General features: G+C 60.7%; 13 protein-coding genes. 5 read left to right on the top strand and 8 right to left on the bottom strand.

Annotated elements, in window-relative coordinates; genetic code table 11:
* Positions 1-13 precede the first annotated feature (13 nt).
* Genes RDA78_RS05755 through RDA78_RS05745 form a run of 3 tightly spaced genes read left to right on the top strand, consistent with a single transcriptional unit; the run spans position 14 to position 2722 of the window.
* A complete protein-coding gene (locus tag RDA78_RS05755; RefSeq protein ID WP_434054397.1) occupies positions 14-910 on the top strand; it encodes a DUF5996 family protein in 897 nt (298 codons plus the stop codon).
* Positions 911-934: 24 nt separating this feature from the next.
* Positions 935-2020 carry an enolase C-terminal domain-like protein gene (locus RDA78_RS05750; RefSeq protein WP_434054396.1) on the top strand — a complete coding sequence of 362 codons (1086 nt, stop codon included), beginning with the start codon at positions 935-937 and terminating at the stop codon, positions 2018-2020.
* 54 nt (positions 2021-2074) lie between these two features.
* Positions 2075-2722 carry an RraA family protein gene (locus RDA78_RS05745; protein ID WP_434054395.1) on the top strand — a complete coding sequence of 216 codons (648 nt, stop codon included), beginning with the start codon at positions 2075-2077 and terminating at the stop codon, positions 2720-2722.
* Between the two features lie 12 nt (positions 2723-2734).
* On the opposite strand, the gene RDA78_RS05740 is transcribed toward RDA78_RS05745, so the two are convergent.
* Positions 2735-5170 (bottom strand): GcvT family protein, encoded by a 2436-nt coding sequence (locus tag RDA78_RS05740; protein WP_434054394.1) that lies wholly within the window; start codon positions 5168-5170, stop codon positions 2735-2737.
* A gap of 188 nt (positions 5171-5358) precedes the next feature.
* On the opposite strand from RDA78_RS05740, the gene RDA78_RS05735 reads away from it, so the two are divergent.
* On the top strand, positions 5359-6876 hold the full coding sequence (locus tag RDA78_RS05735; protein ID WP_434054393.1) for a trimethylamine methyltransferase family protein: 1518 nt from the start codon (positions 5359-5361) through the stop codon (positions 6874-6876).
* A gap of 22 nt (positions 6877-6898) precedes the next feature.
* Here the strand turns inward: RDA78_RS05735 and RDA78_RS05730 are convergent, their stop codons facing one another.
* Positions 6899-7873, bottom strand: a complete 975-nt coding sequence (locus tag RDA78_RS05730; protein ID WP_434054392.1) for a LysR family transcriptional regulator — start codon at positions 7871-7873, stop codon at positions 6899-6901.
* 309 nt (positions 7874-8182) lie between these two features.
* Between RDA78_RS05730 and RDA78_RS05725 the strand changes: the two genes are divergently transcribed.
* Positions 8183-9730 carry an ABC transporter substrate-binding protein gene (locus tag RDA78_RS05725; RefSeq protein ID WP_434054391.1) on the top strand — a complete coding sequence of 516 codons (1548 nt, stop codon included), beginning with the start codon at positions 8183-8185 and terminating at the stop codon, positions 9728-9730.
* A 102-nt stretch (positions 9731-9832) separates the two neighbouring features.
* Here RDA78_RS05725 and RDA78_RS05720 read toward each other — a convergent pair whose 3' ends face one another.
* The 6 genes from RDA78_RS05720 to RDA78_RS05695 form a co-directional block, all read right to left on the bottom strand.
* Positions 9833-11140: a TRAP transporter large permease gene (locus RDA78_RS05720; RefSeq protein WP_434054390.1), complete on the bottom strand. Its 1308-nt coding sequence runs from the start codon at positions 11138-11140 to the stop codon at positions 9833-9835.
* On the bottom strand, positions 11140-11646 hold the full coding sequence (locus tag RDA78_RS05715; protein ID WP_434054389.1) for a TRAP transporter small permease: 507 nt from the start codon (positions 11644-11646) through the stop codon (positions 11140-11142). The genes RDA78_RS05720 and RDA78_RS05715 overlap by 1 nt, the downstream gene beginning before the upstream one ends.
* A gap of 57 nt (positions 11647-11703) precedes the next feature.
* Positions 11704-12717, bottom strand: a complete 1014-nt coding sequence (gene dctP / locus RDA78_RS05710) for a TRAP transporter substrate-binding protein DctP (RefSeq protein WP_434054388.1) — start codon at positions 12715-12717, stop codon at positions 11704-11706.
* 85 nt (positions 12718-12802) lie between these two features.
* A complete protein-coding gene (leuD, locus tag RDA78_RS05705; protein ID WP_434054387.1) occupies positions 12803-13423 on the bottom strand; it encodes a 3-isopropylmalate dehydratase small subunit in 621 nt (206 codons plus the stop codon).
* Positions 13420-14826: a 3-isopropylmalate dehydratase large subunit gene (leuC, locus tag RDA78_RS05700; RefSeq protein WP_434054386.1), complete on the bottom strand. Its 1407-nt coding sequence runs from the start codon at positions 14824-14826 to the stop codon at positions 13420-13422. Before leuC ends, leuD begins: the two co-directional genes overlap by 4 nt.
* On the bottom strand, positions 14823-15626 hold the full coding sequence (locus RDA78_RS05695) for a GntR family transcriptional regulator (protein WP_434054385.1): 804 nt from the start codon (positions 15624-15626) through the stop codon (positions 14823-14825). Before RDA78_RS05695 ends, leuC begins: the two co-directional genes overlap by 4 nt.
* Positions 15627-15637 lie beyond the last annotated feature (11 nt).

Raw genomic sequence — 15637 nt, 5'->3', positions numbered from 1 at the left:
GGAGAACCGCCCGATGATCACGCTCCCTCCGCTTCCCTTTGCAGACTGGTCCGATACCAGGGACACGCTCCATCTCTTCCTGCAGATCATCGGGAAGATCAGGCTGAAGGCCCATCCCAAGCTGAATCACTGGTGGCATGTCACGCTTTACCCGCATGTGCGCGGCCTGACGACAGGACGCATTCCCTACGAAGACAGCGGTTTTGAAATTCTCTATGACATGTTCGACCACGAGGTTATCGTCGGCCGGAACGATGGCAGGCGATCCTCCTTTGCGGTTCCGGGGCTGACGGTGTCGCAATTCTACGAGACACTGTTCTCGCATTTGAGCGATCTCGGCGTCACTGTCAGCATCGTTGCGGTTCCCTACGACAACAAGTCGAAGGTCCCCTTCAGGGACGACCAAGCACCGCGTGCCTATGATGCGGCGGCGGTATCCGCCTTCTGGCGCGCCCTGTGCGCGATTTCGAGCGTGTTCGAGGATTACCGGTCCCGGTTCGTCGGCAAGCAGACCCCGGTGCAACTCTACTGGCACTCCTTCGATCTGGTCGTCACGCGTTTTTCCGGGCGTGCCCATCCGCTGGAAGGCGGCACCCAGTCGGACAGGGAAGCCTATTCGCACGAGGTCATTTCGATCGGTTTCTGGCCGGGCGATGACACCTTTCCCGAAGCTGCCTTCTACGGTTATGCCTACCCGGAACCTGAGGGAATGAATACGATCCCGCTTCAGCCTGAAAAGGCATTCTGGGCGGAGAAGAACGGGGGTGCACTCGCGATCTTCAAATATGAAGACGCCCGCACCTCCGCAAACCCGGCGGAAGCGATCTCGGCTTTCCTTGAAAGCCTTTACGAAGGTGCAGCGAACAAGGCAAACTGGCCTGCCGAAGACCTGAACCACATTTACCGCTGACAGTTTCGACCAAAGGATAGCCGCATGAGTGAAGCGCTGCCTGTCATTTCAAGTTGCCGTGTCAGGCCTGTGCTGGCACCTCTTGCAATACCGCACAAGACCGCATCGGGGACCCTGGAGGCCGCGCCGCTGGTGCTGATCGACATCACGTCAAATGATGGCGTGACCGGCTCTGCCTACATATTCGCCTATACGCCTGCGGCGCTTGAGCCTCTTGCGGTTCTGACACGCAACATCATCGATGGTTTGTCCGGGCAGGCGGCGGACCCTGAGGACGTGAATACCCTCTTGGATGCGCGGTTCCGCCTGCTTGGCAATCAGGGCCTTGTCGCCATGGCGATTGCCGGGATCGATATGGCTTTGTGGGACGCGAGGGCCAAACGTGCCGGAGAGCCGCTGTCACAGCTGATCGGGGGCGGTCAGGATCCCGTGCGTGTCTACGACAGTCTGGGTCAAATGCCGCCGGACGAGACCGCGCGCGAGGTTGAAGCCTCGCTTGAGCGTGGCTTCCGCGCTTTCAAGGTCAAGGCGGGTCACCCCGATGTCGCCGTCGATGCCTCCGTGATCCGGGCGATCCGGAAGGTGGCGGGACCGGATGTCTGGGTTGCGGCGGATTTCAATCAGGCGTTCAGCGTTGACGAGGCGGTGCGCCGCATGAAAACGCTTGATGACGAGGGCCTTGCCTGGATCGAGGAACCCGTTCACGCCACCGACCATGACGGGCATGCCGCCGTGCGCGCGGCGATCCGGACACCCGTTCAGACGGGCGAGAACTGGTGGGGTGTTGCGGACATGCAAAAATCCCTTGCCGCCGGGGCGTCGGATGTTGCCATGCCGGACGTCATGAAAATCGGAGGCGTCACCGGCTGGCAGGCAGCAGCACGCCTCGCGCAGGAAAAGCCCGTACCCGTCGCAAGCCACCTGTTCCTGGAGATTTCCGCACATCTTCTGCGCGCAACGCCAACCGCCATGATCCTGGAGTGGTTTGACGTTGCCGGAACCCTTCTCACCAGCACACCGGACGTGAAGGACGGCCATACGGTTCCGTGGAGCGAACCGGGCATCGGCGTCGCATGGGACGAAAACGCGATCGCGAAGCTGAACGGGTGATCGATCCATGGACAGGACTTAGCCGCCGGAGTGCGGCGCAAGGGGAAAACCGGCATGAGCGTGAAGATCAACCCGGCAGCGGCGACGCTGAGTTCTGAGGAAATCGAAGCCTGGCGGGAGATCGCCGTCAGCATTACCGTCGACCTATTGCCGGAACAGCAGATCGATCCGGCGATACGCCCGCAAACCTTTGGCGGACATCCGTTGCGTCTTCTGGGCCCGGCCCTGACGGTTGCAGTTTCACCGCCGGATTTCGGAGCGGTCATTCACGCGCTGGATCACGTTCGTGCAGGCGACGTGGTGGTGATCGCTGCCGGCGGCCGGGCGGACAACGCCATGATCGGCGAGATTCTCGGCGGTGACCTGCGGGAGAAAGGATGCGCCGGGATCATCGTTGATGGTGCGGTACGCGACATCGATGTTCTGGGCAACTGGCCGGACTTTCCGGTCTTTTCCCGCAGCGTCACGCCACGCGGCCCGGTCGGGGCTGCGAAAGGTGAAATCAATGGGTCCGTCAGTTTCGGTGGCTGCACGATCAGCCCCGGCGACCTTGTCATGGGCGATCGAGACGGCCTGATTGCCGTGCCGCCGGATCTTGCACGCGCCCGGCTCGACGATGCCCGGGCCAAGCTGGCGCTCGAAGGCGACTGGATCGAGGGCCTCAGGAGCGGCAAGCCTGCAACGGACGTGTTCGGGCTCTAGAGCCGGCCGGCGTCAGCTCCGCAAGCGCGCAAAATCCGGATCGTAGGGGCTGGCGGGAATGACGTTGGCATCTGTTAGATCGCCGCACAGATCAATCTGCATGCATGTCCCTGCCTCTGAATAGTCCGGATCAACGAAGGCGTAGGCGAGGTTCATGCCCACGCGGTGCCCCCAGTCGCCGGACGTGACCGTCCCCACCACCTTGCTGTCCAGCATGAGCGAGGCTCCGCCCGGTGCGGGCGCGCGGGTCGTTTCCACCTGCAGCGTGACCATCTTCCTTGTCGGACCCCTGGCCGCCAGCGCTTCCAGTGCCGGCTTTCCAACGAAGTCGCCTTTCGACATTTTGACGAACCGGTCAAGGCCGGTTTCGAAGGGATCGAACTCCGTCAGAAGATCAGCCTTCCAGTGGAAGAAGCCTTTTTCCATGCGCATGGATTCCACCGCGCGTGCACCGAAGAGCGACAGGTTGAACGCCTTTCCTGCCTCCCGGATCGCAAGATAGGCCGCGTAGAGCGATGCATTCGGCACGTGGATTTCATAGGCCAGCTCACCGGAAAAACTCACGGACATCACGGTTGCCGGTGCAAAGCCGATGAAACATTCCCGCACGCTGAGCCAGGGAAATGCGTCTTTCGACCAGTCGCCGCGCGAACATGCCGACAGCGCCTTCCGCGCGTTCGGCCCGGCGAGAACCAGGATTGTCTGGTCGTTCGTAAGGCTCCGGATTTCAACATCCTCGCCGTCACGCAGGTGCGCCGTCAGCCAGTCCATGTCGTGGAATTCGCTGGCAGCGGCCGACCCGTACCAGACCCGTGCGGGGCCCCGGTCGCTGGCAGGCAGATTGGCGAATGTAGCCTCGCACTTGATGTGGCCATGATGATTGAGCAGGTATCCGAGCCCGACCCGCCCGTCGCGTTTCGGAACCGTGCCGCAGGCAAGCCGGTCGAGGAACGCATGCCGGTCCGCACCGGTGATTTCGAACCTGTTGAAGCCATTGACTTCGCACAAGCCGACATTGTCCCGGACATTTTCCACTTCCCGTTTGACCAGATCGAAGGCTTCGTCGAAATCGAAACCCAGGGTCGGGTGGAAATCGGCACCGGGCTTGATGTAGTCGACGCGTTCCCAGCCATTGACCACGGTGAACTCCGCACCCTCGGCGGCCAGCACCGGCGTGAGGGGCGTCGTCTTCGCCGACCGGCCAGCCGGGCGGTGCTCGTGGGGGAAATGGAAACGGAATTCGTTCTGGTAGTCTTCGATCGCCTTGAGCGCTGTCAGTTCCACATTCGCGTGGCCGGTAAACCGGCGCGGATCCAGGCACCAGGTGTCGTAACAGGCCTCGCCATGGACGATCTGCTGGGCCAGCAGCCAACCATGGCCGCCGCCCTCTCCGAGCCCGGCCCGCAGGCCGATGATGCAGAAGGCGTTGCGCTTGCCGGGAATGGGTCCGACCAGCGGCGCGCCGTCGATCGTGTAAGTGATCGGACCGTTGATCACCGACCGGATACCCGCTTCCATCAGCGCGGGCATGCGTGCAAAGGCTCCTTCCAAGACATCCGTGATGCGGTCGAGATCATCCGGGCAGAGCGCATTGACGAAATTCGGATCAATGCCGTCCATGCCCCACGTCTTGCAACCTTGTTCGTAGAACCCGATAAGGAGACCGTTTTTTTCCTGCCGACAGTAATAGTCGCTGATCGGGCAGCGGATGAGCGGCATGCGGTGCCCCGCCTGAACAATCTCAGGAATATCCTCTGTCAGGAAATACTGGTGTTCCATCGACGCCACCGGATGGTGGACATGCATCATTGCCGCGACCTCGTTGACCCGGTAACCGCAGGCATTCACCACGATATCGCAATCGATGTCGCCGTGTTCGGTATGCACGGTCCAGGTGTCGTCCCGGTGCTGCGTCAGTGCCGTGACCGGGGTGTTCCGATAGACTTCCGCGCCGGCCTTCCGGGCGTGAAAGGCGAGCGCCTGGCACAGTTGCGCCGGGTCGATGTCGCCATCGAGCGGGTCCCACAATCCGCCCAGAAGATTGTCGGTTGAAACCAGCGGATGCCGTCTTGCGCATTCATCGGCATCGATTACCTCGAAATGCACATCCATTCCGCGGGCCATGGAGGCAAAGTGCCGGTAGCCCTGCATTTGCGCCTCTGTATTGGCCATGCGGATGCCGCCGTCACCATGATGGTAGTTGATCGGGTATTCGGGGTTCTCGGCAAGATCCTTGTAGAGCTGGATGGAATGCGTCTTCAGGCCGACCATTGTCTGGTTCATGCCGAAATTCGTCACCTGGGCGGCGGAGTGCCAGGTCGTGCCGCTGGTGAGTTCGTTGCGTTCGACCAGAACGACGTCGCTCCAGCCTTCGCGGGTCAGATGATAAAGGGTCGAACAACCGGCAATGCCACCACCGATGACAACGACTTTGGTGCGGGATTTCATGAAACGTCACTCCAGGCCTTCAGTGAAAGCGCATAGAGCCCAAGACCGGGTAAAGTCACAATACGGTTTTCACTTAGTTCGAAAATTTCGAAATTCAGCGCTCAATAATATGAATTAATGCTATTTCTGTTGCGCAATATCCGAGCATAACTTTGAGTGGCGCTGCAACTGATTGGGGAGAACAGCACATGAGCGGTGGCCGCGCGAAAAGGGGAGGCAGGAAGGAACGCCTGGCGATGCGGGCCGCCAAGCCGCTGGTCGACCCGTGCCCACCGGGCCAGGCGGGCGGCAGATACAAACCGCTTCTGGATGATGAGCTGCAGCAGATCTACCGAACGGCGCTGGATCTTCTGGGCCGGCTCGGGATGGGCGAAGTGCCCGAACGTCTCAGGGAAGACCTGCTTGCGTCGGGCGCCGAAGACGCCGGAAATGACCGGATCGTGTTCCCTGTAGAGCTCGTGGAAAATGCGATCAAGTCTGCAGCCAAAACCTTCACATTCCATGGCCGCGACCCGGCGAAGTCGATCACGGTCGGCGGCAGCAAGGTTTACTTCGGCACGGGCGGAGCAGCGGTTCAGACACTCGACATGGACAGCGGCCTCTACCGGCCGTCGACTCTGGAAGACCTGCACAATTTCACACGGCTGCAGGACGTGCTGCAGAATGTCAGCTGGTTCACGCGCTGCTGCGTCGCAACGGACGTGCCTGACACTTACGATCTGGATGTGAACACGGTCTACGCGCTGCTCAAGAACACGACCAAGCCCGTTGCGACCTCGTTCACGCTTCCCGAGCACGTCGAGCCGATTGTCGGCATGCTTGACATTGCCGCCGGCGGCGACGGCGAATTTGCCAGACGCCCCTTTCTGAAGGCCCATATCAGTCCGGTCATTTCCCCCCTGCGCTACGGCGAGGACGCGGTCGGCGTCGTCTACGAGTGTATCCGGCACAACATTCCGATGTCCTGCATTACCGCCGCCCAGGCCGGTGCGACCGCCCCTGCAACCTTGGCCGGTTTCCTGGCGCAGTCGCTTGCCGAAACGCTTGCGAGCCTCGTGATGGTCCATGCGATCAAGCCGGGCTTTCCGATGATCTTTTCCAACTGGCCTCTCGTCATAGATCTGAGAACCGGCGCGTTTTCCGGCGGCGGCGGTGAAACCGCCGTTCTGAATGCGGCGTCCGCGCAGTTGACCAACTGGCTCGGTCTGCCGTCCGGGGTTGCCTCCTCGATGACAGATGCCAAGGCAATCGATGCACAGGCCGGTGTCGAAAAGGGCATAACCTCGCTCGCCGCCGCACTTGCCGGGGGCAATCTGATCTATGAAAGCTCGGGCATGACGGCGTCTCTCCTGGGCGCCAGTTTCGAGGCGTTCGTGCTCGATGATGAAATGCACTCCATGACCTATAGGGCGCTCAGAGGTGTCGAGGTGACGCCGGACACGCTCGCCTTCGAAGCGATCTGTGAAGCGGTTCTGGGAGAAGGTCACTTTCTGGGTGGTCAGAACACCTATCAGGCCATGGAGCGCGACTACTTTTATCCGTCCCTTGCCGACAGGGAGGAGCCGAGAACCTGGGCCCAGAACGGCGCGCAGGATGCATGGACGCGCGCGCGCGTCCGGGCGGGCGAAATCCTGGCAAGCCATCATCCGGCCTATCTGTCGGAAGAACAGGACCGCAGCATACGGGACCGTTTCGACATCCTTTGAAGCCGTCGGGGCACATGGACGATCAGTCGATCAGCTTCAGGCTGTCTTGCAGCCAGGGCGTCTTCTGAAAAAAGGGCGTGAGCAGCGTGTCATCGATGAGCGAGCGGATGGAACTGTCGACAAGGTTGAGTACGGACCTGGAACAATCCGCATTGGCGAGGATCGCCAGCGTGCGGGAAAAACCTTTGCCCGGAAAGCGGTGCATCTCGACATCGGGGTGAAAGCGCCGCGCCCTGGAAAACAGCAGCGGGGTGGTGATGGTCCAGCCCGTACCAGCCGCCACCATGGCCAGAAGCGTCTGGTTGTTGCCGCATTCGAAGCGGTGCGGCGGCGAGATGTCCATGCGCCGGAGTTGGGCTTCGATATGTTTGGCCATGATGAGATTGCTGGTGAACCTCAGGAACGGCAACTTGGCCTTTCCGTGAATGATTTCAGTAGGCGTCCTGTCCAACCCCTTGGGAACGACCATCACATAAGGATCGCGCAGCAGAGGCCGCTCGATGAAATCGCGCAGGCGTTCGTTCGACGTCGCCGCGACACCGATGTCGAGCTGCCGGTTGCGCAGCATTTGCACGATCATGTGACTGGAATCGGTATGATACAGGAAATCACAATTGGGCATTGCCTCGAAGAGCGACACGGCAAGTGCCGGAAAAACATCGCTGTCGAAATCCTCGATTGTGCCGAGCCGCAGGTAGCTGGCCTCCGCCATGTTTCCGCCGGCTGCTTCCGCCCTGGCCCGGCGCAGCGCATGCAGCGCATCGTCGATGTCGCGCAGGAAAATCTTGCCTTTTGGCGTCAGGACAAGCGGGCGCCGGGAGTGGTCGAACAGCTCCACGCGCAGCGTTTCTTCCAGGTTCCGCAGATGGTGGGAAACGGTGCTTGCCGCAAGGCCGGTCTCCGCCGCGACCGCCTGAAGCGAGCCGCTGCGCGCGCACATCTGGAAAAGCTCCAGCCCCTTGAGGCTGAGGTCCTTGATATCAGGGCGTTGCGGCATTGGCGTTCCGGGCACTCATCATTACAAAAATTTATGCTGATTTTTTCGGATTTGTACTGCAAACTTTTCGAAATTTCCTGTTGTTCCTGTTTTTGTTGGAGAAAATGTGGAAGCGTTGTAGGAATTACATTCACAGGACCGAAAACAGGTCTGAGCCAAAAACAGAGGTGAGAACACAACAAGCAAAAACAAACACGATCGTCCTGTGGCCAATCAGAAAAATGTCTGGGCGCGATTGGACTGGACAACGTCAGCAATAAAATCAAGTTCCGAGAGGGGAGCCATAGTATGAGTGATGGAAAGTTTTCGATGAGTTCAATGAACCGCCGAAGGTTCCTGCAGACAACCGGTGCAGCGACCGTCATGGCTGGCAGCACGCTGTCGCTGACAGGAACCGCAAAAGCCGCACCGAAGCGCGGCGGCACGCTGCGTGTCGCCAAGGGCCACGGCCAGACAACAGACACGCTGGATCCGGGCACATGGGAACATGGCTTCGTGATCGCGCTGGGCTATGGTTATTGCGGCTACCTGACTGGAGTTGCGCCCGACGGGTCGGTTGAGCCGCAGCTCGCCGAGAGCTGGGAAGCGGATGACGAAGCAAAGGTCTGGCGCTTCAAGCTGCGTCCGGGCATCACCTTCCATTCCGGCAAGGCCGTCACGCCGGAAGACGTGATCGCGTCGATCAACTTCCACCGTGGCGACGACTCCACATCTGCCGCCAAGCCGTTGCTGGCCGCCATTGACGACATCACCGCAGATGGCGACACGGTCGTTTTCTCGTTGTCCTCCGGCAGCGCGGACTTCCCGTTCACCTTCACCGACTACCATCTGCCAATCCAGCCGGCCAAGGACGGCTCCGTTGACTGGAAGTCCGGCGATGGCGCGGGCCCGTACAAGCTGACCAATTTCACGCCGGGTGTCTCCGCAACGCTGACGCGGAATGAAAACGACTGGAACAGCGATCGCGGCTACTTCGAAAAGATTGAGCTGCTGGCCATCGTTGATCTGAATGCGCGCACGACCGCGCTGATCTCCGGTGACGTGCATGTCATCGACAAGCTGGACCTGAAGACAATCGGACTGATGGGGCGTCGCCCTGGACTGACGATCCATGAGGTCGCCGGCAATCAGCACTACACGTTCGCCATGTCCACCAACAAGGATCCCTACACGGACAGAAACGTTCGCCTCGCTCTGAAGCATGCTGTCAATCGTCAGGAAATGGTCGACAAGATCCTCTTCGGTTACGGCGCGGTCGGCAACGACCACCCGATCGGACAGGGACAGCAGTTCTTCAACTCCGAGCTGGAGCAGCGCACCTACGATCCGGACAAGGCCAAGTTCTACCTGAAGGAAGCCGGTCTCGACAGCCTGTCGGTAACCCTGTCTTCAGCCGACGCAGCTTTCCCGGGCGCGGTTGATGCAGCCGTCCTGTTCCAGCAATCGGCAAAGGATGCCGGGATCAATCTTGAAATCAACCGTGTGCCGAATGACGGCTACTGGTCGGACGTCTGGATGAAAGATCCGTTCACCGCTGTCTATTGGGGCGGTCGTCCCGTCGAGGATGCCATGTTCTCGACAGCTTACGCCAAAGGCGTCGCCTGGAATGACAGCTTCTGGGACAATGACCGCTTCAACGAACTGCTGGTCACCGCGCGCGCCGAGCTCGACCCGGACAAGCGCCGCACGATGTACTACGAAATGCAGGCCATCGTGAACGAGGACGGCGGCGTGATCGTTCCGATGTTCGCGAACTACGTCTTTGCAACGTCGAACGACATCGTTGTCAGCGACAGCATGGCCTCCAACTGGGACATGGACGGCGAGCGCTGGATGGAGCGCTGGTCCTTCGCCTGAACCTGAAAGGTTTGATGAATGAGAATGGGGCGGGATTTCCCGCCCCATTTTTTTGGGGGGGGGGGTTGATCGAATGCGACCCTGGCCGATGCGCATGTTCGCTTAAAGCCCCGGCAGCCACAGCGCGATTTGCGGGAACAGCACCAGAAGCGCAACAAGCAGCAGCGAACAGCCGATAAACGGGAACGCGGACGTGTAGATCGTGCGCATGGTCGTTCCGGGCGGCGCCACCCCCTTCATGACGAACAGCAGCAGCCCGAAGGGTGGTGTCGTGAAGCTGATTTCCAGTGCAAGCAGCATGATCAGCCCGAACCAGATCGGGTCGTAGCCGAGGTTCATTGCCAGCGGGAAGAAGATCGGCACGGTCAGGAGCATCATCGAAATCTGTTCCATGAACATGCCGAGAAGCAGCAGCACCGCGAACATCACCATCAGCATCGCGAGTGGTGCCAGTTCGAACGAGATGGCCCAGTTCACCAGGCCGCGAGACGCTCCGGAAAATGCCAGCAACTGGCTGAAAGTCGCGGACCCGAACACGATCAAGTAGGCCATAAGCGTCACCTTGAGCGCACCTGTCACGGACTTTCGCATCGCTTCCCAGGTGAGGCACCGGAACACGGCCGCGAGGATCAGAACACCGAGCGCTCCGAACGCGGCCGCTTCGGAAGGGGTCACGAAGCCGTTGATCATCAGGATGATGATGACCACCATGACGCCGACCATCGGAACGACCTCGCGCAAAAGCAGACCGATCTTGCTTGCGAAGGACAGCGGCTCAACGTCATAAGCGGGCGCGGCTGTCGGATCCAGCTTCGTCTGCAGCCAGATCGTGCCGATATAGAAGGCCGCGAGGATCAGACCCGGAATGACCCCGGCAATCAGCAATGCACCGACATCGATTTGCGCCAGCGTGGCGAGCAGAACCGCAAGCGCCGAGGGTGGAATGATGATCGCAAGGCCGCCTGTCCCGAGAATTGGGCCGATGCTCATGTGAGATTTGTAGCCGCGTTGGCTCATCTCCGGAACCATCAGGGAGCCGAGCAGCGCCGTGGAACCCATCGACGAGCCGGACAGGGTCGAAAAGGCCGTGCCGCCGAGCACGGTCACGTAGCTCAGCCGGCCCGAAAGTCTGCCAAGCAGCCTGTCGATGGCATTGAACATGCGCCCGCCCAGACCGGTATGAAAGAAAATCTCGCCCATCAGCAGAAACAGGGGGATCGGGACAAGCGCGAATTTGGTCAGCGATCCCAGGCCGTTGTTCAGCAGCTGGCCGATCCCTCGTTCACCGCCCATAAACACCCAGGCGCCGACGATGTTTGCTGCCAGGAACGCCAGGGCCACCGGCATGCCCATCGCCATCAGGAAGACGATGACACCCAGCAGGAGGGCCAGAGCCTCGTACCATTCCATTATTCGTGTATCCCCGCTTCACCGGTATGCATCAGCTCCGAACCGACGACGAAGCGCATGAACTCGGCCGCCATCAGGCCAAAGCTGACCGGAAAGGTGATCGTTAGCAGCCAGCGCGGATAGTAGTAGGCACGGGTGTCGTAGTCGCCGCGCTCGATGTTTTTCAGAAACAGTTCCAGGCCCTTCCAGGCCAGGATGACACAGACGAGCACGCAGGCCAGAGCGACGAGGCGGCTGACCACATGGCGGGGGCCTTCCGGCAATGCGGAGGTGACCAGCTCGATATGTACGTGGCCCTTCTCGCGCACCAGCCACGGAGCGCCCAGCATGGTCATGTAGAGCAGCCCGTACTCGGAAGACGTGAACAGCCAGGCAAAGGGCTGCAGTCCGAGGTTCCGCATGAGAACGGAAACCACAACGGACACCATCAGCCACACCAGCGTCGCGCCTGCAATCACCGCCATGGCATCAATCACGTGCCCGTAAATCCTGGAAACAGCTTTCATGCATCAGCCCCGAGGTCACGCGTGAACAGGCCCGCCGGAGGCGGGCCTGTCATTCACTTATTTTGCCGAATCGAGATCGTAGAAGAGTTCGATCAGCGTGTCATAATTGCCTGTTCCGCCCGGCTGTTCAGCCATGAGGCCTTTCATGCGCTCCCAGGTTTTCTCGCGTGCGGCGGCCAGGTAATTGGCTTTCGCCTCGCCTTCCAGCGAAACCACCGTCATGCCTGCAGCTTCCAGAGCAGCGAAGTCTTCATCACGCTTGGCGCGCAGGGCTTCAACACTATCTTTCTCGTGCTGGATCGCGACGTCCTGAAGGATCTTCTTGGATTCGTCCGACAGCGAGTCCCACTTCTCCAGGTTGACGATCACGCCGAGATCCGTGGAAAAGAAGCAGGGCTCGATCCGGTAGTTCAGGAACTCGTTCCACTTCAGGTCGATCAGGCCGATCTGCGTCCAGCCGGTCGCATCGACGACACCGCGCTGCAGGGCGGAATAGACCTCACCGGTCGGCAGATCGATCACCTGCGCACCGAGATAATTGGTGAAGAACGCGTTGTAGACGTTGTTGCCGCGCAGCTTCAGCCCTTCGACTTCCAGGTTGCCGTTCTCGTCGAAGGTCGGCTCGTTGCGGGTCCAAAGGTTGTAGCATACGCCACTGTCGAACCAGCCGAGATACTTCAGTCCCATCTTTTCCTGATGGATCTTGTCGATCAGCTCGGTGCCGCCATTCTGGCGCGTTTCGACAGCCGTCAGGTTGGAGGCGACCATCGCATCCTTTTCAGGAAGCGCACCGCCGTAGAAGGAGCCCGGCGTATAGACCATGTCGACAATGCCGTCGCGGACTGCGTCGGGCTGCTGGAACATGCCGATGGCTTCCGGTCCGCCGCGCACCTCGATCTGCACGACGCCCTTGCCGGCCTCGTTCACCTTGTCCACGAAAGACAGGAAACTCTTGGTGTAGATCAGCGTTTCGGGAAACGCGTGGACGGCTGTGATCTTGTCTTCCGCTTGCGCCGACGCTGCCATCAGCGCCGATCCCGCAACAAGGCCGGCGAATATCATCTTCATCATTTTCTCTCTCCACTTCACAGGATGGCTTTTGCCTTTATCCCTCTGGTTGTTCAGGCTGTGCCCTGATGCGTACTGCCCTTGCGGTTCAAGAGCCGGTGTGTTCCTTCAAGGGCCGGACCCATGGCGCATGGCTGTCCCGTCCCTGTTTGTGTTGCTCGATGGCTGCTCGATGCTGCATCGTCAGATCGATGTCGTCCCAGCCATTGATCAGCTTGGTGCGCCAGCCCGGATCGATGTGAAAGCCGATGGTCCTGCCGTTGATACTCAGTTGCCCTGCTTCCAGGCACACGTGCGCGGGTCTGGCGCTGTCTTCCAGTGCGCGCATCAGCGAGTCGAAGTCCTCTTCGGGGATCCGTGCGGGCAGAAGTCCGTTGTTGACGGCGTTGCCCGCGAAGATGTCGCCGAAGCTCGGCGCGAAAACGGCCCTGATGCCTGCGTCCACAAGCGCATAGACCGCCGCCTCGCGCGACGATCCGCTGCCGAAATTGCGTCCGGCGACGACGATGGATGCTTCTTTGTGCCGATTGAGCGGGAAATGCGGATGTTCGCTGCCGCTGCCATCCCGGCGCAGATCATGCAGCAGGAACCCGCCGTAGCCCTTGCTGCGTGGTGTCGACATGAAGCGGGACGGGATCAGCTGATCCGTATCGATATTGTGGATCGGCAGGGCGACGGCCTGTCCGCTGTGTTTCGTCCAGCCGCTCATACCGTCCGCCCCTCAAGAAGAGGCCGCACGTCCGTGATCGTGCCGGTCACGGCCGCCGCGGCCACCATGGCGGGCGACATAAGATGGGTCAGGGCGCCGGGACCCTGCCGTCCGCGGAAATTCCGGTTCGTGGAGGAGGCGCAGCGTTTGCCGGGGTCGACGAGATCGCCATTCATGCCAACGCACATGGAACAGCCGGACGCGGCCCATTCGAGGCCGGCATCGATGAAAATGCGGTCGAGACCTTCCTGTTCTGCCTGCGTCTTGACGAGCGCGGACCCGGGCGAAACCAGACCGGCCACCTTGGCCTTGCGCCCGGAAAGGACGGCAGCGGCAAACCGGAGATCCTCGATCCGGCCGTTCGTGCACGAGCCGATGAAAACCTGGTCAACCGGTGTGCCGTCGATGGGCCGTCCCGCTGGCAGACGCATATAGTCGAGTGCATCGCGCACGGCCTGTGCCTTGCCATTGGTAAGGGTTTCCGGATCCGGAATGGTCGATGTCACCGGGATTGCGTGTTCGGGGCTGGTGCCCCAGGTGACGGTTGGTGCAATGTCGCCTGCCGCAAGCTGGATGTCCCGGTCAAATGATGCGCCGTCATCCGATGACAGTTTCGCCCAGTCTTTAATGGCCGCATCCCATGCGGACCCTTGCGGAGCATGCGGACGGTCACTGACATAGGCGAATGTCGTTTCATCCGGCGCGATCATCCCGAAGCGGGCTCCGCCTTCGATCGACAGATTGCACAGGGTCATCCGGCCTTCCATCGACAGGCCGCGCACGGCAGACCCGGCATATTCGATCGCGTGTCCCTGGGCCCCGTCCGCACCGAGCGTCGCGATCCAGTTGAGCGCGATATCCTTTGCACTCACGCCCGGGCCAAGGTCCCCGTCAATCCGGATGCGCATGGCGGCGGGTTTCTTCTGCCAGATGGTCTGAGTCGCCAGCACATGTGCCACTTCCGTTGCGCCGATGCCGAAAGCAAGCGCGCCGAATGCACCGTGGGTGGACGTGTGGCTGTCGCCGCAATTGATCAACAGGCCGGGAAGGGTCAGCCCCTGCTCCGGCCCGACAACGTGAACGATCCCCTGTCCGGGATCGCGCAAGTCGAACAGCCTCAAACCATGATCGGCGGCGTTTTTCCGCAGCGTCCCGATCATGTAGGCGATCTGTGGAGCAAGATTGGCATCGCGTGCTCGCGTGGGGGCATAATGATCGACGACCGCGAAGGTCAGCTCCGGTTCCGCAACTGCGGCTCCACGCTCCGCCAGCTTTGCGAAAGCGTGGTGCGAGCCTTCGTGAACGAGATGCCTGTCGACCCACAAAAGAGACGACCCGTCTTCGCGCAGCACGATTTCATGCGCAGACCAGAGTCTGTCCAGAAGTGTGCGCGGTGCCGTCATGCGCTCTCACCCGGCGGTTTTCCGATCGCAGGTTCCCAATGGCGGGTGTTGCCGTCACCGACCCGGGTGAGCGGCATTTCGAGCCGGAACATGTCAGGCCGGTAGAGCCCCGACAGATATTCGACACCGTTGCCGTTGACATCCTTGACCACCCGCCTCAGCGAAAGCAGCGGGGAGCCGACGGCAATTCCGAGCGCCTCGGCAATGTCCGGGCCTGCAAGTGTGGCCGAGACCGATTGATGAGCGTCCTTGATCTGGACCCCGCTCAGTTCCAGCAGTTTGAAGAGGGGCGTGGTCGCCAGATCGTTTTCGGAATAGTTCGCGGCAATCGACGCGGGAACGTAGGTTGTTAGATGCGAGAAAGGTGTGCCGTCGGTGCTGCGCACGCGCGTTGCGATCTGCACCTGCTCCTTTGTCTCGAGCCTCAGCGCACCGGCAACGAATTCGGGTGCGGGTCCATAGGAAAACGACAACAGGCGGGCCGTTGTGTTCTGGCCCATCTCCACGAGCTGGGGCATCAGTGTGGCAAGGTTCATGGCCATTGGCTTTTCCCGCTGGCCGGATGTGCGCACCGTCGTGCCGCTGCCGGCGCGCCGGACGATCAGCCCGGCTTCGGACAGAGCATCAAGAGCCTTGCGTATCGTGACGCGGGAAACGCCGAAGAGTTCGGCAAGCTTCTGTTCGGGAGGGAGATTCTTGCCGTCCTCCAACCGCCCGTCTGCGATCTGATCGCGAAGAGACAGATAGACCTGCCGTGCCTTGGCCCCTTCCGGAAGCAGCGATTTTGCAGGCTTGTTCACGACGGAAATTC

Origin of the sequence: Roseibium sp. (assembly GCF_051016195.1) — a bacterium.
Classification (GTDB): domain Bacteria; phylum Pseudomonadota; class Alphaproteobacteria; order Rhizobiales; family Stappiaceae; genus Roseibium.
Note: the sequence above shows the minus strand (reverse complement) of the source record. Positions and strands in the feature narration are given on the sequence as shown.